The 17483-nt window shown below is 57.1% G+C and carries 17 protein-coding genes and 1 tRNA gene; 10 read left to right on the top strand and 8 right to left on the bottom strand.

Annotation, left to right across the window (positions count from 1 at the left end):
• Positions 1–30: 30 nt before the first annotated feature.
• The 4 genes from ACR0J0_RS03360 to ACR0J0_RS03345 form a co-directional block, all read right to left on the bottom strand.
• Entirely contained in the window at positions 31–2028 is a 1998-nt protein-coding gene (locus ACR0J0_RS03360) for a tetratricopeptide repeat protein (RefSeq protein WP_480661298.1), read from the bottom strand.
• Positions 2025–2999: a hypothetical protein gene (locus tag ACR0J0_RS03355; RefSeq protein ID WP_480661297.1), complete on the bottom strand. Its 975-nt coding sequence runs from the start codon at positions 2997–2999 to the stop codon at positions 2025–2027. Before ACR0J0_RS03355 ends, ACR0J0_RS03360 begins: the two co-directional genes overlap by 4 nt.
• The gene (locus tag ACR0J0_RS03350) at positions 2975–3958 is read right to left on the bottom strand and encodes a glycosyltransferase family 2 protein (RefSeq protein ID WP_480661296.1); all 984 of its coding nucleotides are present in this window, start codon (positions 3956–3958) and stop codon (positions 2975–2977) included. The genes ACR0J0_RS03355 and ACR0J0_RS03350 overlap by 25 nt, the downstream gene beginning before the upstream one ends.
• A gap of 150 nt (positions 3959–4108) precedes the next feature.
• Positions 4109–4195: transfer RNA gene (locus ACR0J0_RS03345), tRNA-Leu, on the bottom strand.
• Positions 4196–4339: 144 nt separating this feature from the next.
• Between ACR0J0_RS03345 and ACR0J0_RS03340 the strand changes: the two genes are divergently transcribed.
• On the top strand, positions 4340–4999 hold the full coding sequence (locus tag ACR0J0_RS03340; RefSeq protein WP_480661295.1) for a DsbA family oxidoreductase: 660 nt from the start codon (positions 4340–4342) through the stop codon (positions 4997–4999).
• A 39-nt stretch (positions 5000–5038) separates the two neighbouring features.
• Positions 5039–5695, top strand: a complete 657-nt coding sequence (gene lipB / locus ACR0J0_RS03335; RefSeq protein WP_480661294.1) for a lipoyl(octanoyl) transferase LipB — start codon at positions 5039–5041, stop codon at positions 5693–5695.
• Positions 5696–5994: 299 nt separating this feature from the next.
• On the opposite strand, the gene ACR0J0_RS03330 is transcribed toward lipB, so the two are convergent.
• Positions 5995–6936 carry a cation diffusion facilitator family transporter gene (locus ACR0J0_RS03330; protein ID WP_480661293.1) on the bottom strand — a complete coding sequence of 314 codons (942 nt, stop codon included), beginning with the start codon at positions 6934–6936 and terminating at the stop codon, positions 5995–5997.
• 84 nt (positions 6937–7020) lie between these two features.
• Here ACR0J0_RS03330 and ACR0J0_RS03325 point away from each other — a divergent pair, with 84 nt between their 5' ends.
• Positions 7021–7446: a MerR family transcriptional regulator gene (locus ACR0J0_RS03325; protein ID WP_480661292.1), complete on the top strand. Its 426-nt coding sequence runs from the start codon at positions 7021–7023 to the stop codon at positions 7444–7446.
• A 10-nt stretch (positions 7447–7456) separates the two neighbouring features.
• Here the strand turns inward: ACR0J0_RS03325 and ACR0J0_RS03320 are convergent, their stop codons facing one another.
• On the bottom strand, positions 7457–7876 hold the full coding sequence (locus tag ACR0J0_RS03320; RefSeq protein WP_480661291.1) for an HIT family protein: 420 nt from the start codon (positions 7874–7876) through the stop codon (positions 7457–7459).
• Between the two features lie 287 nt (positions 7877–8163).
• On the opposite strand from ACR0J0_RS03320, the gene ctaD reads away from it, so the two are divergent.
• From ctaD to ACR0J0_RS03300, 4 genes are all read left to right on the top strand, one after another.
• Positions 8164–9822, top strand: a complete 1659-nt coding sequence (ctaD, locus tag ACR0J0_RS03315) for a cytochrome c oxidase subunit I (RefSeq protein ID WP_480661290.1) — start codon at positions 8164–8166, stop codon at positions 9820–9822.
• 161 nt (positions 9823–9983) lie between these two features.
• Positions 9984–11012 (top strand): bestrophin family protein, encoded by a 1029-nt coding sequence (locus ACR0J0_RS03310; protein WP_480661289.1) that lies wholly within the window; start codon positions 9984–9986, stop codon positions 11010–11012.
• Between the two features lie 105 nt (positions 11013–11117).
• Positions 11118–11717, top strand: a complete 600-nt coding sequence (locus ACR0J0_RS03305; protein ID WP_480661288.1) for a DsbA family protein — start codon at positions 11118–11120, stop codon at positions 11715–11717.
• Between the two features lie 44 nt (positions 11718–11761).
• Positions 11762–12256, top strand: a complete 495-nt coding sequence (locus tag ACR0J0_RS03300; RefSeq protein ID WP_480661287.1) for a DUF2244 domain-containing protein — start codon at positions 11762–11764, stop codon at positions 12254–12256.
• Between the two features lie 21 nt (positions 12257–12277).
• On the opposite strand, the gene ACR0J0_RS03295 is transcribed toward ACR0J0_RS03300, so the two are convergent.
• Positions 12278–12760, bottom strand: coding sequence for a GatB/YqeY domain-containing protein (locus tag ACR0J0_RS03295; protein ID WP_480661286.1), 483 nt, complete (start codon positions 12758–12760; stop codon positions 12278–12280).
• Between the two features lie 183 nt (positions 12761–12943).
• On the opposite strand from ACR0J0_RS03295, the gene carA reads away from it, so the two are divergent.
• Both carA and ACR0J0_RS03285 read left to right on the top strand, forming a co-directional pair.
• Complete coding sequence (gene carA / locus ACR0J0_RS03290) at positions 12944–14110, top strand: glutamine-hydrolyzing carbamoyl-phosphate synthase small subunit (RefSeq protein ID WP_480661285.1); 1167 nt, start codon at positions 12944–12946, stop codon at positions 14108–14110.
• Between the two features lie 81 nt (positions 14111–14191).
• Positions 14192–16066 carry a glycosyltransferase gene (locus tag ACR0J0_RS03285; protein WP_480661284.1) on the top strand — a complete coding sequence of 625 codons (1875 nt, stop codon included), beginning with the start codon at positions 14192–14194 and terminating at the stop codon, positions 16064–16066.
• A 3-nt stretch (positions 16067–16069) separates the two neighbouring features.
• On the opposite strand, the gene ACR0J0_RS03280 is transcribed toward ACR0J0_RS03285, so the two are convergent.
• Positions 16070–16717 carry a GntR family transcriptional regulator gene (locus ACR0J0_RS03280; RefSeq protein WP_239337894.1) on the bottom strand — a complete coding sequence of 216 codons (648 nt, stop codon included), beginning with the start codon at positions 16715–16717 and terminating at the stop codon, positions 16070–16072.
• A 101-nt stretch (positions 16718–16818) separates the two neighbouring features.
• Between ACR0J0_RS03280 and ACR0J0_RS03275 the strand changes: the two genes are divergently transcribed.
• Positions 16819–17463, top strand: coding sequence for a pyrimidine 5'-nucleotidase (locus ACR0J0_RS03275; RefSeq protein WP_480661913.1), 645 nt, complete (start codon positions 16819–16821; stop codon positions 17461–17463).
• Positions 17464–17483 lie beyond the last annotated feature (20 nt).

The raw sequence follows: 17483 nt of genomic DNA, 5'->3' as shown, positions 1-17483 counted from the left end.
GATGGAACTACCAAGGGGAAATGCGATCATTTACCCTCCGGCCCGCTTTAACTGATTGGAAAACCTCTTGAGCGTCGGGCACAAGTCCCGTGCTTTTTGCAGAAACGCACGGGCCGCGTCTTTTTCACCGCGCTGCAACAAAATGCGCCCGGCCTCGCCTTGAATGGCTGCTGTGTTGTCGTCAAGCTCTGCCGCCTGAATGATCTGGTTCTGACCCTGTTCCACTGCTCCGTTCTTTTCCAGCAGCTGCCCCATCGCAAAAACCAGAAAGGCGTTGCCCGGGTCGCACGCCAACGCATCCGCCATTGTGATCCGAGCCGCAGACCCGTTTCCGTCGGCCTGAAGGAGCTCGGCCAATCGTTTATGATAGAGCGGATTGTCTGGCACACTGGCCAAAACCATCCGCGTTGAATCAATTGCCTTTGCAATCGAAGTCTCACCCATATGTACAGCCAGTTTGGCACTGAAACTCTGAACGCGCGGGTCCGATTCCGGGATGTCGGTCATGCGAACAAGCCCATCATGCAGCTGATTCAGACGCGGTTGGTTTTCGAACAGTCTGCGAGCCTTTTGGTCCAGAGAAAGTTCTGACCAGTCCAGCAGCAGGAAATCAAAATTGCATGGAAGGCGCACCAATACTTTGCGCTGAGCAACATGGGAATTGAAGTTGAACCACGGCCTGCGGATCACCTTTTGCAGCGACCAGTCGGTAGGAGGAAACAGCCGCAGCGAGATTTGGTCCCGATAAACGACCCGAGAGCCGAAAACCAAAACGTCCGGTCTGATCGGCTTAGCCCAAAACGCGCGACTGAATGCCTGCCCTGCCTGCCAGCGCTTTCGCTTTTCCCCCAATACCGCGGCCTTCATGGCACCGCAGACCGCGTGGTCTTCAGGCCAAACATTGGGGTCTTGCAGGGCCTTTTCGACCATTTCGGCAGACGCATCCCATTTACCTGCATAAAACAGGTTAAGCGCCTGAAGAAGAGGAAGAAATGCGTTGTCCGCGCCGTCTTCCAGAAGCCGCGCTGCGATACTCGTCGCCTCGACAGTCCGATCGTCCGAATGCAATCGGTTCATGTGAAACAGCGCTTTGGAATAAATGTGCGACGCTTCGGATGCGTTCAAAAACCCATTTGAACCTGCGTGCAGTTTTTTAATAGTGACTTCATTCGCCCGAGCAATCTCTTCCTCGGTCAACACATCCCGAAACACTTTGCGCTGCTGCCCCGAGATGCGGGCGGCGGCCATGGAGAAGGCAGAGATGACCGGCGCAATTACCTGATCCGCCCGCGACATCGTATAAAGCTCCAGAAAGTCGCGCTTGGCTCGGGTCATCCCGGACACATCGGCGATGTCGGACATTTGCAGCAGGTTCGGAAACCGTTTCTGGAACCGCCTGACCAGCTCGGGCTGATCAGAAAACATGATCGCTGTCTTATCGGCATTTTTCTCTAGATGCGCCTCATACAACTCTTCTGGCTCGATTTTCGCGGGCCAGGTCGTGTGTTTCCATGGTAATCCGTTCAGAATGTCGCCGCGGCGGATATGATAGGCCGACACGCCCTGCCCTGACAGCTTGGCATCCGCGCGGTCCATCACTTTGCGGATTTCTTCGGTGAATCCGACCTGTCGGATAAAGTCGCGGTATCTTGGGCGAATGGCTTCGATATCTTCCCAGGGAAAAGCCAGAACCTCGAACCCTTCCTCAACCAGCACCGAACTGCCGGAATTGAGATGTGCGATCAGGCGATCAGGTGACGCGTCGTTCTGAAAAGACCAGATTGGTAGAGCATCCTGCGCAAGGGCGCTGAATGCCTCCTGGCTCAGGAAGTGTTCATCCATCCATCCTTGCGCAAACAGCTCCTGTGGGTGATTCAGTTCCGGTGCATCAGCTCCCTGAGGGAACCAGTTCACCCGAAAGGTTGTACCAAAATCCTCGGCCAGACGTATGCAGGTCAGCATCATCAGCAACCGTGCGCCCATGCGGTCCTTCCGCTGGCCGATGAACACGCCCTTGGCGGGGGTCATTGGGCATCCTTTGCCATCTCGGCCATCGCTTGTCGGCGCAGTCGGCGAAACCGCTGCCTCGCCCGCTGCACCAAATCCGGGTGCCGCTCCCCTCCGGCGGCTTCGATCCCCCGCATATACAGTGGCAGTCGGCGCCGCGCGCGCATCATCCTGTAATACTCGGTTGAATCCAACGATCCATCCATCGCCCCCAGCATGACCGGCTTTAGGATATCGAGTTTTCGAAGCATCGGCGCAGCAAAGTGGTTCGAATACCACGTCTTGAGCAACATCACGTTGTCGCCTTGCAGACGCCCAACCTGCTGGCGGTCCAGATCGAATAACGGGTCATAGAACACGTAGACCTTACCCGCAGCCTGAACCGTCTGCGCCGCATCGCTCATCGGCAGGTCCCAGTCCTGCACACGACCGAACCGATACCGCGTTTCCCAGGGCACAAGTCGTTCATCGAGCGTCGTTTGCGGGTTGAATGCAATCACGTTAGCGCCGGGAACATGCGCCGAAAAAGTCAAAGCCCCAAAGCCCCCCATCGACGCACCCGCGAAAACGACCTGATCGAACCGCTCAAAAAACCCTTCAGCGACCTTGCTTTCGAAATACGAAAGGACCTCGGCGTCGCGATACCACGCTTTGGTGCGCGCAAAGACCCCCATGTGAGACCACCCTTCGTCCCGAAAGAACTTCCACCCCCAAGGCTCGCGCGCGAATGACAGGTCGTTGGCATTTGCGATATTGTCGAAGCTGACCACCAGCCGTGTGGTGTCGCGCTGATGGAACAGGATCGAATGACGCTCCAGCTTTTGCAGGAAACCGGTTCCGTCTCCACCGGGATAAAGCTCTACAAACCATGGCGGAGCGGGGTCGGTCAGAATACGCTCATACCCGGTCTTGCGGTCGGGATGTTCCGGTTTCAGCTGCTCTTTTGAAAGTTCGTCTGCCATGGCCATCAGATCAGATTGTCGGCCAGCCATGAGCGAAACTCGACCCATTCCGGACGCATCTTGATTTCGGACACCTTGGCGCGATGCCAATCGCAGGCCTGCGCGTGCAGCTCTTTTAGTTCCGCATCCGATTTCAACTCTTCCAGCAATGGCGCAGCGCGGCGCACCGCGGGCAGGATGGACTGGTCGGTCTCTTTGTTGGCATTCATGTCCTGCCAGTAGGACTGCCCCTGATCCACCTTGATATGGTTCGTCCGCCCCCGATCACGCTTGATCAGGAAACCGTCCATAGACCGAACCGAATAGTGATGAAGCCGCCCCAGCGAATGGTCAAACCTGCGCCATGCCCGCCAGCCGACCTTCTCAGCCGGGAACAGTTTGCCGCCAGCATCGGACCAGGCAATCTCGGACGCTTTTTCCTCTTCGAACCCTTTCGGGCGATGCGGCCCAAATCGCGTAAACTTGCCGTTGTTCCGAAACAGCGTTTTCAGACCGTAGGCGCGGCCCGAATGATAGGGATACTCCTGATCGCTCATCGAAAAGGTTTCGGTCACCGGCCTGTCCTCAAAACTGATGTTCCCGGAACTCCCAAACAATTTCCACGCAAACGAGATAGCGTCGACCGGCTGCCCTGCCCGGCTTTCGACTTCAGCGATCAGAGCACCAAAACCATTGTCGCCGCAGCGGATATTCCAGAATTCGTCCACGTCCAGACACAGCAGCCACTCGGCCTCTTTGACCTTGGGTTGGCGCCGCGCACGGCGCAGCATCTGGTGCTGAGGATTCCCGCCCTCTTTCACCTCGTTGCTGACATGGGTGGCCAGGCCCAGCTCTTGCAACCTAACTGCAATCTTGTCCGTTCCGTCGTCACAGTCATTGGTGAAGATCACAAAATGATCGACACCCAACGTTTTGTGGAACGCGACCCATTCCAGCATGTAAGGGCCTTCGTTCTTCATCGTTGTGAATACGGTGATCGACTGAGACATTAATACCCTTCCCGAAACTGTCTTGCCTCACACATACACATCCCGATCCGCGCGGGCGAGACAGGAAATTGCCGGGAGAGCATTCCAACGCGAACTGGTGCAACTGTACACAGCAGATGCACTGACAATTCATCAGTTTGGGTTAGATGTTGGTGCGGTCGAGAAGACTCGAACTTCCACGGGAGTTACCCCACAGCGACCTCAACGCTGCGCGTCTACCAATTCCGCCACGACCGCACTGCCAGTGACTTGGTAGAGGCGCGTATAGACGGTGGCGAACAGGATGTGAAGAGGCAAAAAACACGCTGGTTTGAATTCCTCTTTACTGCCCATATCTGTAGCGCGTACATCGCTAATCGCCCCTGTTCTCGGAGCCCGTCCATGACCGCGCAAGAATCACGTCCAATTGTTCAGATTGATATCGTCTCGGACGTTGTCTGCCCGTGGTGCATCGTTGGCTTTCGCCAACTAGACCAGGCTTTGCGGGAACAAAACGTACTGGCTCAGCTCAGATGGCATCCGTTCGAGCTGAACCCGAACATGCCCGCCGAAGGTCAGAACCTGCGAGAGCACATCATGGAAAAGTACGGTTCGACAGCCGAACAAAGCCAGCAGGCGCGTGACCGGCTGACCCAGCTCGGGGATGAACTTGGTTTTACCTTCAATTTCAGTGATGACAGCCGCATGGTGAACACTTTTGCCGCGCATCAACTGTTGGACTGGGCCGAGTCTCAGGGTCGCCAGCATCCTCTGAAGATGGCCCTTTTCGCGGCATATTTCACCGACCAAAAGGACGTCTCCAAGATCGAAGTCCTGCTGGATGCCGTCCAGGCCGCAGAGCTGGACCGGGCAGCGGCCCGCGCGGCTCTGGAATCTGGCAATCACGTCGCCCCGGTTCGTGAGAAACAGCAATTCTGGACGAACAACGGTGTTTCCGGTGTCCCTTCAATGGTGTTCGGTGGGAAGTACTTGGTCACAGGGGCTCAGGGGACCGAGACGTACACGAACGTTCTGCAGCGGTGCCTGGCCGAGGCCGCGTGACCTCTTTTCTTCGCCCTGCCCCAGCGATAAGGAACCGCCATGGAATGGAAGATCACTGACGGGCTGACCGACTACAACGATGCTGTCGCCTTTATGGAGGCGCGCGTGGCCGCGATTGCGGCTGGCGAAGCAGACGAATGCGTCTGGCTGCTGGAGCACCCGCCACTTTATACTGCTGGTACATCGGCCCGGATCGAGGATCTGACCGATCCGGATCGCTTTCCGGTATATGAGGCCAAACGCGGCGGCGAGTATACCTATCACGGTCCCGGCCAACGTGTAGCGTATGTCATGCTTGATCTGAACAAACGCGGCAAAGACGTGCGCCGTTTCGTCAAGCAACTTGAAGAATGGGTGATCGCGGCGCTTGCCGAGTTCAACGTGCACGGGGAAATCCGGGACGGTCGCGTCGGGGTTTGGGTGCGACGCAACGATAAACCTTTGACCGCATCCGGCAAACCTGCGGAAGACAAGGTAGCCGCCATCGGGTTGCGTTTGCGCAAATGGGTCAGCTTCCACGGAATATCGATCAACGTTGAACCGGATCTGGATCACTTCTCGGGCATTGTGCCCTGCGGCATCACCGAACATGGAGTGACGTCACTGGTCGACTTGGGTCTGCCGGTCACTTTGGCCGATGTAGACATAGCTTTGCAAAAAACCTTTTCGGAAATTTTTGACCAGATCAACGCGTGATACTGCGAATCATTTAGTATTAACTATAGGTTAACAATACCGGGAAACAGCCACCTTCTGTTTCCATAGCGATCGAAAATTTCCCAATAGCTACGGTTTAATTGGCGTAAAATTACTAAAAACTCACTCAAATAGATACATCCCGCGCGTTTAAGGGTAATATGAATTTACCGTTCTTAGAGTGAGTGGTGTGTTAACCGGTGATCTTGGGTCATCCCATGAAGTCGGAAAAGTTCTTTGTTAACGAGTCTGCCGTTCCGACCCCAAATCGGAGCGGCAATTCTCATCCCACACCGCGCTTAGCCTTCCCCATGCCCGAAACGCGATGACCCGACGCAGGCGCAATCCTCCTGTTCGATCTCCAGCGTCGCGTGCCCGATACCGAACCGATCACTCAGCGCTTGCCTGACGTTGGACCTGACCCCTTCTGCGCGTGACCAAGCTTGGGTTTCAATGACTAGATGGGCCGTCAGAGCGGGTTCGCGCTCCTGCATGCTCCAAAGGTGGATATGGTGAACCTCGGCGACACCTGGCAGGCTCTCAATGGCGGAGGCAACCTCTTCGGGGTCGAGTTCGGGCGGCGCGGCCAGCATCAGGACGCGGATGGTTTCGCCAATCTCGCTTTTGACGTGCCACAGGATGTAGATAGAAATCATGATCGTGACTGTCGGGTCCACCCATGTCCAGTTGAACAGGATCACCGCGCTGCCGGCGATGATGACTGCAACGGAGCCCAAAGCGTCAGCTACGTTATGTAGAAAGGCCGCCCGAATGTTCATGCTTTCCTTGGCCATCGTATAGGTCAGCGCAGCAGTGATGAGGTCTACGATCAGGGCCAAGGCTGCGATCCAGACGACGATCCAGCCGTTAATGGGCTCTGGTTCGAAAAACCGCATGACGCCTTCGTAGAACAGGTACACTGACAGCACGATCAATGTTGTGTAATTGACCAGTGCGGCGACGACCTCGGCCCGGCCATAGCCAAAGCTCATGCGGGGATCTGCCGGACGCCGGGCAATCTTGCGGGCGAAAAAGGCGATGACCAACGCAATAGCATCCGAGAAATTGTGCAGGGCATCCGCGATCAGCGCCAGCGACCCAGAGAAGATACCCCCTACAACCTGCGCCAGTGTCAGGAACATGTTGACGGCAATCGCCCAAATCACTCGCGCATCCCCTGCTTCGGGGTCGATGTGAGTGTGCGCGTGACTGTGCCCCTTGTGAGAATGATCATGCGGCATCTTTTTTGTGTGTCCCTTGTTACGACTCCACACCGCATGTAATTCCTCTAGTTACTAGAGGTTCAAGAGCCCAAGGCAAAAAATATGCATTCGATTGGAAGTCTGTCGCGCCGGACCGGGGTAAAAGTTCCGACGATCCGGTTTTATGAAGACAAAGGGCTGTTGCCCAAGCCAGAGCGAACGGCGGGCAATCAGCGCAGGTATGATGAGACAGCATTGAAACGGCTGCTCTTTATTCGCCATTGCCGTGATTTGGGATTGCCGCTGGCCGATGTCGTGGGCTTGCTGTCCCTTGAGGGCGCGTCGGGCAGCGACCTCAACCGGGCACACGAAATTGCCGAGAAGCAACGGGCCGACCTCAGGGACCGTATTGCCCGCCTGCAAAATCTCGAGGCTGAACTGACCCGAATTTCAGCGGCTTGCGACGGAAAGCACGACCACGTCTGCGCCGTGCTTCACGCCTTTGGTAACCATAGCGAATGCATGGGTGCGCACTCGAATACAAAGTAAATCGGGTCGCTCAGTTCAGCGCGGCTTTGACCTTTTCGCCATGCTCTGCGATCAGATCAAAGTCGCCCATCGTTCCGGGCGCACGCACCGCGACACCGTCATAGCGCGGCAGGATGTGGAAATGCAGGTGGAACACTTCCTGACCACCGGCGGCCTCATTGAATTGCTGGATCGTGACGCCATCCGCATCGAATGCCTTGACCACAGCCTTCGCCAGTTTCTGAACTGTTGCCATCACGGCTGCCAGTTGCTCGGGCGAGGCGTCCAGAATGTTGCGGCACGGCGTTTTCGGGATCACCAACAAATGCCCGTCCGCCCGTGGCATGATGTCCATGAACGCCAGCGTTTCGTTATCTTCGTACACACGGGTCGAAGGGATTTCCCCACGCAAAATCTTGGCAAAGATGTTCTCGGGATCATATGCGGCCATTTCAAGTCTCCGGTTGCAACGTCGCCACAGTTCTGCGGCGCACCTGGGCGCGGGTCAAGCGGCGAAAGCACTCAAAGGCTCGCCCCCTTGAATTCCCGGCGCGGATCCCCAAATGAGTGCGGAATTTGGTCGATTTTCCGCGGGTCAGCCTCCTACCCGCGACAATTAATCTTGATCCAGATCAAACTCGACCATTGAAGGTGCCCTCTGCGCATTCTAAAACCAGCAGGAATCCCGCGCGTTGGAGAGGTCCAACTGTGCGGTGTAGTTGCAACAGGAGGCACCTAATGGCAGACGCAGCCATTCATGGTCATGGGCATGAAGACGAGCGCAGCTTTTTCCAGCGCTGGTTCATGTCGACCAACCACAAGGACATCGGGATTCTCTACTTGGTCGTCTCGGCACTTGCCGGTCTGATCTCGGTTCTGATGACCGTCTACATGCGGCTCGAACTGATGCACCCCGGTGTTCAGTACATGTGCCTGGAAGGCTTCATGGCCGACCCATGTACCCCCAACGGACACCTGTGGAACGTTATGATCACCTACCACGGTGTTCTGATGATGTTCTTCGTTGTTATCCCTGCCCTCTTCGGTGGATTTGGCAACTATTTCATGCCGTTGCAGATCGGTGCGCCGGATATGGCGTTCCCGCGGATGAATAACCTGTCCTTTTGGCTGTATGTCGCTGGTACGTCGCTGGGCGTGGCCTCGCTGCTGAGCCCCGGCGGTAACGACCAGCTGGGTTCGGGCGTGGGCTGGGTGCTTTACCCACCGCTGTCGACGACCGAAGGCGGCATGTCCATGGACCTTGCGATCTTCGCCGTGCACGTATCGGGCGCCTCCTCGATCCTCGGCGCGATCAACATGATCACCACCTTCCTGAACATGCGTGCCCCGGGCATGACCCTGTTCAAGGTGCCTCTTTTCAGCTGGTCGATCTTCGTGACTTCGTGGCTGATTCTGCTGTCGCTGCCGGTTCTGGCGGGCGCGATCACCATGTTGCTGATGGACCGCAACTTCGGCTTCACCTTCTTTGATCCGGCCGGTGGCGGCGACCCGATCCTGTATCAGCACATCCTGTGGTTCTTCGGCCACCCGGAAGTGTATATCGTGATCCTGCCCGGTTTTGGCATCATCAGCCACGTGATTGCGACCTTCGCACGCAAGCCGATCTTCGGTTACCTGCCGATGGTCTGGGCGATCATCGCGATTGGTGTTCTGGGCTTCGTCGTTTGGGCGCACCACATGTACACCGTTGGCATGTCGCTGCGTCAGCAGGCGTATTTCATGCTGGCCACGATGGTCATCGCGGTTCCGACCGGCGTTAAGGTCTTTTCGTGGATTGCGACCATGTGGGGCGGTTCCATCGAGTTCAAGACGCCGATGCTGTTCGCCTTTGGTTTCCTGTTCCTGTTCACCGTTGGCGGTGTGACTGGCGTTGTGCTGTCGCAGGCTGGTGTGGACCGTGCCTATCACGACACCTACTACGTCGTTGCGCACTTCCACTACGTGATGTCGCTGGGTGCCGTTTTCGCAATCTTTGCTGGTGTCTACTTCTACTTCAGCAAGATGACGGGCCGTCAGTATTCCGAGTTCTGGGGCAAGGTTCACTTCTGGCTGTTCTTCATCGGCGCCAACCTGACCTTCTTCCCGCAGCACTTCCTGGGCCGTCAGGGCATGCCGCGCCGCTACATCGATTACCCCGAGGCATTTGCCCAGTGGAACTTTGTATCGTCGATTGGTGCGTTCATCTCGTTCGCCTCGTTCCTGCTGTTCTTCGGCATCGTGATCTACGCCCTGCTGCGCGGTGCGAAAGAGACGCGTCCGAACCCGTGGAACGAATACGCGGACACGCTGGAATGGACCCTGCCCACACCACCGCCCGAGCACACGTTCGAGCAGCTGCCGAAGCAGGAAGACTGGGACAAAGGCCACGCGCACTGATCCCGGCACTATAGAAACCGATCAAAGCCCCGCCCAGTGCGGGGCTTTTTTCTTGCCTGCCTTTCGCTGCCTGTTGCGACGCACACGTAGACACACGCAAGATCGTCCGAATAGTATTCAAAAACAGGAATTAGCGACGCCCAAGCAGACGATACTTAACCATGTTACTTCACGACGGCATTTCTATTCGGAAGCTCATCAAAGGATCCGCTGGCTTTATCTGTATCGTGCTGGCGTGGATCTTTCTGGTTTTGGTGGTCGATGAGCTCACCCCAATTGACCTGATTTCGAACCCCAGCCCGCCGGTCGCCATGCTGGGATTGGCCGTTGCGTTCTTCCTGGGGTTCAAGAACACATCCGCGTATGGGCGTTGGACAGAAGCAAGACGCGTATGGGGCGAAATCGCCAATTCAAGCCGCGATTGGGGGAACACAATCGGTACGCTCGTCCAACCGGACGGCACTCAGATCGAACCAGAGCTGAGGTGCGAGTTGGTTGAACGGCATATCGCCTGGCTGAACATGCTGGCCTATCAACTGCGCCAACCTTCCCCCAGTGGACGCACACGCAGGCCTTGGATGTTCGGCCATTCGCCGTTGTCCGACCGTGAAGAGCTGCATCAGAAACCCGAGAACTGGCAGAAAAGCCAATTGGACATGGACTTGCCGCGCCTTGAGGGAAAGAATAATCGCGCAGCCTGCCTACTGAACCTGCAGGCCCGGCGGCTGTCGGGAATGGCGCAGGACGGCAAGATCTCACCCTACTGGCACGTATCGCTGATGGACCGCCTGGGCCGGTTCACAGCGGCTCAAGGTCAGTGTGAGCGTCTCAAGAACACCCCCTTTCCCCGCCAGGTGGCCGAAGTCGGCCGCATGTTCAGCTGGATCTTCATCTTCATGCTGCCTCTTGCCTTCAACGACGAGCGTTCGGTCATTACCGGGGACGACGTTTCGATGATGAAGGCCGTGATGGTCGACTGGCTCACCTTTGCCCCGTTTGGCGCTTTGGTGTGCTGGATTTTCTTCGTCACCGAACGCGTCAGCGCCTCAATGGAAGATCCGTTCGAAGGCGATGTCACCGATGTCCCAATCTCGGCCTTGTGCCGGACAATCGAAATCGATCTGCGTCAGATAACCGAATGTGGGGTTGCACCTCAACCAGCGCAACCCATCGAAAAAGCTCTGTTTTAAGTTACCGGTCATTAGCGGGCTGGCCGCCCGCTTTTAGGGCAAATTCGAAAACCTGACGGTTTTAGGGTATCATGCATTCTGAAACTCTGCGATCGGAGTAAACAGATGCCCGAATTAGATTTTTGGTATTCCATTGGCAGCACTTACAGCTACCTGACGATCATGCGCCTCGATGAATGGTGCGACGAACATGACGCGACGGTCAACTGGCGACCGTTCAACGTGCGCACCGTGATGTCCGAACAGAAGAATATTCCCTTCGCAGGCAAGCCGATAAAATCCGCGTATATGTGGCGCGACATCGAACGACGCGCCGCCAAGTATCACCTTCATGCCCAGCTTCCCGCGCCCTATCCGATCTCGGATCTCGCTCTGGCCAATCAGGTGGCCTTGCTGGGGATGTCGGACGGTTGGGGCAAAGCATTTACACAGAACCTGTACCGCATCTGGTTCGAAGACGGGATCGAAGCCGGAAGCGAAGCGGCCATATCCGAAGCCCTGCACCGCTGCCAGCAGGACCCGCGCCTGACGCTGGCCCGTGCCCGCAGCCCCGACACAGTTGCGGCGCTGGAAACGCAAACCGATCAGGCCACGAAGCTGGGCGTATTTGGTGCCCCCAGCCTAGTCGTGCGCGGAGAGGTTTTTTGGGGCGATGACCGCCTTGACGACGCTTTGTCCTGGGCCAGAGTCGGCCACGTCACCTGATCTTTCCCATTCGACACCCGATGGTGTTGCGCTATTTTTGAACCATGCCTTACCGATGGAATCAAACCTCCAGTTCCGAGCAGGAGTTGCGCCTGTGGCCACATAACTCCCTGCCCCCACGCTGGGCCATGTGGGTGGTGTTTTCCGTATTCCTGTTTGGCCTGATTCCCCTTCTCGCCGTGCTTGGCTCGGTTCTTCTGTGGGGATTGCTGCCCTTTTTACTTGTGACAGTCCTGGGGCTATGGCTGGCGATTCAGTCCAATTACAAGGCACGCAGCGTGTTCGAGATTCTGACGCTGAACGGCACGCAGGCCCGGTTGGTGCACCACCATCCGCGTCGGGGTCAGCAAGAGTGGAGCTGCAATCGCTATTGGGCGCGCCCCGAGATGCACGTGTATGGAGGCCCGGTTCCCAACTACGTCACGCTGATCGGAGAGGGGCGCGAAGTGGAAATCGGTGCTTTTCTGTCGGAAGAAGAGCGAATTGCTCTTTATGATGAGCTCACAAAAAAACTGCGCGAACCGGTCGCGCAGCCTTAGAATTCTCTGATTGATTAGCGCTCAGCAGCCGCCGTTTGAGGCGCAGAGCTGATCCTTGACCATTGGGCCGACCTTACCGAAGTCCATCTGGCCGGTGTAACGGGTTTTGAGCTCGCCCATCACCTTGCCCATATCGCGGATCGAACCGGCGCCCGTGGCAGTGATCGCGGTCTGAATGGCTTTGGTTACTTCGTCATCGTCCAATTGCTTGGGCAGGAATTCCTCGATGACCTCGACCTCGCGCAGCTCCCGCTCGGCCAGATCCAGCCGGCCGCCCTCTTCGTAGGCACGGGCGCTTTCCTTGCGTTGTTTGGTCATTTTACCAAGGATTTCAAGCACCTCGGCGTCGCCGCAACCTTTGGCTTCTTCGTTATCAGACGCACGCGAGGCGATGTCACGATCCTTGATCGCAGCATTAATCAGCCGCAGCGTCGACAACCGCTCGGCGTCCTTATCTTTCATTGCTTGCTTAAGGGCTGTGTTGACCCTTGATCGCATATCCATATGTTCTGTCCATCCCCATGGCAAAGGAACCCTGACCATATCGAAACAAAAAGCGCGATACAACAGGGGGTCAATATACCTAACCCATTGATTTAAAACAATAGCCCAAAAATTGAACAGACTTGACCCGAGCGTTCAACCCCCTTAGGTATGCGCCGGTTTACCTTGCAGGAGAGTCGCGCCATGGCCCAGAACGCCCCGTCCAAGCCCACCGCATGTCTGGCATTGGCCGACGGTACATTGTTCTACGGTATGGGCTTCGGCGCCACCGGCCAGACCGTTGCCGAACTGTGCTTCAACACCGCCATGACCGGTTATCAGGAAATCATGACCGACCCCTCCTACGCGGGACAGATCGTGACCTTCACATTCCCTCATATTGGTAATGTAGGTGTGAACCCCGAGGATGACGAGACCGGCGACCCGGTTGCGGCCGGAATGGTGGTCAAGTGGGACCCGACAGAGCCGTCGAACTGGCGCTCGGCCGAAGAACTGAAAACATGGCTTGAACGCCGCGGACGGATCGCCATCGGTGGCGTTGACACCCGTCGCCTGACCCGTGCCATCCGTCAGCAGGGCGCACCACATGTGGCGCTGGCGCATGATCCCGAGGGCAATTTCGACATCGAGGCTCTGGTCGCTGCCGCACGTGGCTTTGCCGGTCTCGAAGGTATGGACCTGGCCAAAGACGTCACCTGCGCCCAAAGCTATCGCTGGGACGAGATGCGGTGGGCTTGGCCGGACGGCTACAAGCGTCAGGAAGCCCCCGTGCATAAGGTCGTCGCCGTCGATTTCGGCGCAAAGCGGAACATTCTGCGCTGCCTCGCCTCCGCTGGTTGCGATGTGACCGTACTGCCGGCCACGGCCACCGCCGCCGAAGTGTTGGCCCACAACCCCGACGGCGTTTTCCTGTCGAACGGCCCCGGCGACCCGGCGGCCACGGGTGAATACGCGGTGCCTATGATCAAAGAGGTTTTGGACACCACTGACCTGCCCGTCTTTGGTATTTGTCTGGGCCACCAGATGCTGGCGCTGGCTCTGGGCGGTCAGACCGTCAAGATGAACCACGGCCACCACGGCGCGAACCACCCTGTCAAGGATCTGGATACCGGCAAGGTCGAAATCACCTCGATGAACCACGGTTTTGCGGTGGATGCACAATCCCTGCCTGAAGGCGTAGTCGAGACACACCGCTCACTGTTTGACGGATCGAACTGCGGCATTCGGATGTCGGATCGCCCGGTCTATTCGGTTCAGTACCACCCCGAAGCTTCGCCCGGCCCGCAGGACAGCTTCTACCTGTTCGAACGCTTTGCCGAGGCGATGGCGGGTCGGAAGGCGAAGGCTTAATCGCCTCATCGTTCGATGTTAACCCGCTGTTAACCTTGATTGAGCAACCCTGACGCCGGGTCACCGCGTCAGGGTTTTTTTATGGTCGAACTGAACCTGCAGCAATTCGCGCGCGCCGCGCCGATTTCTGTTCGGGCGCGAAAACCCCTGGGCACCTGCCTGGTTGAGCGTGGTTGCATTACTCCCCCGCAACTGGAAAAAGCGCTGCATCTGCAATCCAGACAACAGGCCCCGCTGGGCGAGATTCTTGTGGGTGAAGGCTGGGTCAGCCGCCAGGAGGTCATGGAAGCGCTATCGGAACAGCACTGCCTGCAAATAGCAGACCTCGAAAACATGGCGCCGCCGCGGGATTTGTGTGACATCAGACCTGTCGACTTCTGGTTGGAACACAATGTGGTCCCATGGCAGCGCATCGGGCCGATTTTGTTGGTGGCAACCGCGTGCCCGGATCGCTTTGCTGCTGTTCGTGCCGCGTTGTCGGACACCGAACACACAATTGCACCCGTGCTTGCGTCGGCAAGCCAGATTGATCGGGCAATTGCCCAAACCTTCTCCGGTGCGCTGGCCGAGGCTGCGGAAACGCGGGTTGATGAGGATCAAAGCTGCCGGTCCTGGACGCCAACGGCCCGCGCGGGGCCTGTCGTGGCGCTGGTCGGGCTCGTTTGTTTTTTGGCGGCCTTCCCTGTTGCCGGTCTGACCATCCTTCTGACTGCCGCCGTTGCTTCCCTGGTCCTGTTTATGGTTTTGCGCCTGGCCGGATTACTCTCGTTCCTTGGGCAACGCAGGCAGAATCGTACAAACTCCGAAACCGTTCCGGTACCGCTGCGATTACCACGTGTTTCGGTCATGGTGCCACTTTACAAAGAAAGAGAGATCGCAGGCGCTCTGATAAAGCGGCTTCATCGCCTGACGTATCCCAAAGCCTTGCTCGACGTCATTCTGGTTCTCGAAGTTTCGGATAATGTCACGCGCACCGCGCTGAAAAAGGTCAATCTGCCCAGTTGGATAAGTACCGTTGAAGTCCCTGAACTAAACGGGCTAACCACAAAGCCCCGCGCGATGAATTACGCGCTGAATTTTTGCCGTGGCGACATTCTGGGCGTTTGGGATGCCGAGGACGCTCCGCAGCCCGATCAGATAGAACGCGTCGTCGGGCATTTCGCACGGGCCGGTGAGGATGTTGTCTGTTTGCAAGGCGTTCTGGATTACTACAATCCCCGAACCAACTGGCGATCACGGTGTTTTACCATCGAATACAACAGCTGGTTTCGGATTATCCTGCAGGGTATTGCGCGTCTGGGTCTGGTAGTTCCGCTTGGCGGCACGACCTTCTTTTTCCGCAGAGATAAACTGTTGGAACTAGGCGGCTGGGATGCCCACAACGTGACCGAAGACGCTGATCTGGGTGTCCGCCTCAGTCGCGCGGGTTATCGGACCGAGATGGTCGATACCACGACATATGAAGAAGCGAACTTTCGCGCTTGGCCATGGGTCAAACAGCGCTCGCGCTGGCTCAAGGGTTTCATGGTGACCTATCTGGTTCATATGCGCGCGCCGATGCGTTTGCTCAGGGAACTTGGGCTAAAGCGTTTTCTTGGGGTCCAGGCGTTTTTTCTTGGCACCATCGGTCAGTTTCTGCTGGCCCCTGTGCTGTGGGTGTTCTGGCTGGCGACGTTGGGCATTGCAGGCCCGTTCGATCCAATCTTGTCCAAAGGTGTGTTCTACGCCTTGCTCAGCCTTTTTCTTGCTGCCGAACTCACGAATTTGATTGCCGGAATGCTCGCGGTTAGCGCTCGGGAAAGGCGGTTCCTCATGCTATGGGTTCCGACCATGCCTCTGTATTTTCCACTTGGCGTTCTCGCCGCCTACAAAGCGCTGTGGGAATTGGCCAGCAACCCGTTCTTCTGGGACAAAACCCAGCATGGGCAGGCCAGTGAAGAAGTTAAGCCGCTCTAGAAATCAGTTCTCGCGCAGCACCGCATCCTGTTTCAGACGTGTCATGAACGCGACAGAGATATGGTCCTTCAGCGCGCGTTCGGCGGCCTCTTCATCCCGCGCGGCGATCGCCTCGACAATGCCTTTGTGTTCGCTTTGCGCGATCTCACCGCGCCCCTGGACGGCCAGGGATGTGGTCGCCATCAACGCCATGGTCCGATGAACAAGGTCCAGTTGCTGCACCAGATACCGGTTGTGCGAGGCCAGATGGATCTGTTCATGAAACCGACGGTTCGCCCGAGACAGCGCCGACGGGTCGTTCACCAGCGCATCATCTGCTTCAACCATATCCTGAAGCACTTTGATTTCTTCCTCGGTGGCATGCTTTGCAGCCAGCTTTGCTGCCAACCCTTCAAGCTCGCGCCGCACAACATACAATTCGGCCATCTGATTGTGGTCCAACGAGGCCACGATCAGCGAACGCCCGTCGCGTTCCAGCAGGGATTGCGTCTCCAGCCGCTGCAGCGCTTCGCGGATCGGTGTGCGGGACACGCCGAAACGTTCCGCCAACTCACTTTCGACCAATCGGTCGCCGGGCTTGTACACGCCCACGTCAATCGCTTCGAGAATAAGGCTGTAGGCGTCTTTGTTGGGTTGTCGGGATTGCGGCATGGGGTGTTTTGTCTCCTCGTTCGGACATGTCTATCCGCCTCTGGCCCCCGCAATCAAGTGCACCATTGAAAACCATGCGCCCGCGCCCTAAACCCAAAGCCATGGTCAAACCTTCCTTTGCTCACGTCACCCAATGGGTGTTCGACCTCGACAACACTCTTTACCCGCCTCATATGCGCCTGTTCGATCAGATCGAGGTGCTGATGACGGATTACGTGGTGCAGGCTATTGGCGTCGACCGAGTCGAAGCGGATCGGCTTCGCTCGCATTACTGGCGGCAATATGGCACCACGCTGGCCGGGTTGATGGCCGAACACAACTTGGACCCCGATCCGTATCTTCATGCCGTCCATCAGGTGGACATGAGCCACATGGACCCTGACGCCGAACTTGCCGACCACATCCGGTCCCTGCCCGGACGTCGCATCGTCTACACGAATGGGAGTGCGCCTTATGCTGAGCGGGTCTTGGAGGCACGGGGCCTGAGTGGGCTGTTCGATGCCATCTATGGGGTCGAGCACGCAGGATACCGGCCAAAGCCCGAAAAAGCCGCGTTCGAAGCGATATTTACCAAGGATGGCATTGATACCGCCAAGGCAGCAATGTTCGAGGATGACCCACGTAATCTGACTGCTCCGCACGCGATGGGAATGCGCACCGTTCATGTCGCCCCCGAGCCGCATGAAGCTGATCACATACACCATTACACCGATGATTTGACCGCGTTTTTGGCCCGCCTGCGATAGGCTGTCACACTGCGACGATC

This window comes from Ruegeria sp. BF12 (assembly GCF_056538705.1).
Note: the sequence above shows the minus strand (reverse complement) of the source record. Positions and strands in the feature narration are given on the sequence as shown.

Bases quoted from the DNA above. Each gene is read 5' to 3' on its own strand.
- ACR0J0_RS03325 (WP_480661292.1), top strand. From the start codon at position 7,021: ATGCATTCGATTGGAAGTCTGTCGCGCCGGACCGGGGTAAAAGTTCCG.
- ACR0J0_RS03330 (WP_480661293.1), bottom strand. From the start codon at position 6,936: ATGCCGCATGATCATTCTCACAAGGGGCACAGTCACGCGCACACTCAC.
- ACR0J0_RS03350 (WP_480661296.1), bottom strand. From the start codon at position 3,958: ATGTCTCAGTCGATCACCGTATTCACAACGATGAAGAACGAAGGCCCT.
- ACR0J0_RS03285 (WP_480661284.1), top strand. From the start codon at position 14,192: ATGGTCGAACTGAACCTGCAGCAATTCGCGCGCGCCGCGCCGATTTCT.
- ACR0J0_RS03280 (WP_239337894.1), bottom strand. From the start codon at position 16,717: ATGCCGCAATCCCGACAACCCAACAAAGACGCCTACAGCCTTATTCTC.
- ACR0J0_RS03300 (WP_480661287.1), top strand. From the start codon at position 11,762: ATGCCTTACCGATGGAATCAAACCTCCAGTTCCGAGCAGGAGTTGCGC.
- ACR0J0_RS03295 (WP_480661286.1), bottom strand. From the start codon at position 12,760: ATGGATATGCGATCAAGGGTCAACACAGCCCTTAAGCAAGCAATGAAA.
- carA (WP_480661285.1), top strand. From the start codon at position 12,944: ATGGCCCAGAACGCCCCGTCCAAGCCCACCGCATGTCTGGCATTGGCC.
- ACR0J0_RS03320 (WP_480661291.1), bottom strand. From the start codon at position 7,876: ATGGCCGCATATGATCCCGAGAACATCTTTGCCAAGATTTTGCGTGGG.
- ACR0J0_RS03360 (WP_480661298.1), bottom strand. From the start codon at position 2,028: ATGACCCCCGCCAAGGGCGTGTTCATCGGCCAGCGGAAGGACCGCATG.
- ACR0J0_RS03355 (WP_480661297.1), bottom strand. From the start codon at position 2,999: ATGGCTGGCCGACAATCTGATCTGATGGCCATGGCAGACGAACTTTCA.
- ACR0J0_RS03275 (WP_480661913.1), top strand. From the start codon at position 16,819: ATGGTCAAACCTTCCTTTGCTCACGTCACCCAATGGGTGTTCGACCTC.
- ctaD (WP_480661290.1), top strand. From the start codon at position 8,164: ATGGCAGACGCAGCCATTCATGGTCATGGGCATGAAGACGAGCGCAGC.
- ACR0J0_RS03305 (WP_480661288.1), top strand. From the start codon at position 11,118: ATGCCCGAATTAGATTTTTGGTATTCCATTGGCAGCACTTACAGCTAC.
- ACR0J0_RS03310 (WP_480661289.1), top strand. From the start codon at position 9,984: ATGTTACTTCACGACGGCATTTCTATTCGGAAGCTCATCAAAGGATCC.
- ACR0J0_RS03340 (WP_480661295.1), top strand. From the start codon at position 4,340: ATGACCGCGCAAGAATCACGTCCAATTGTTCAGATTGATATCGTCTCG.
- lipB (WP_480661294.1), top strand. From the start codon at position 5,039: ATGGAATGGAAGATCACTGACGGGCTGACCGACTACAACGATGCTGTC.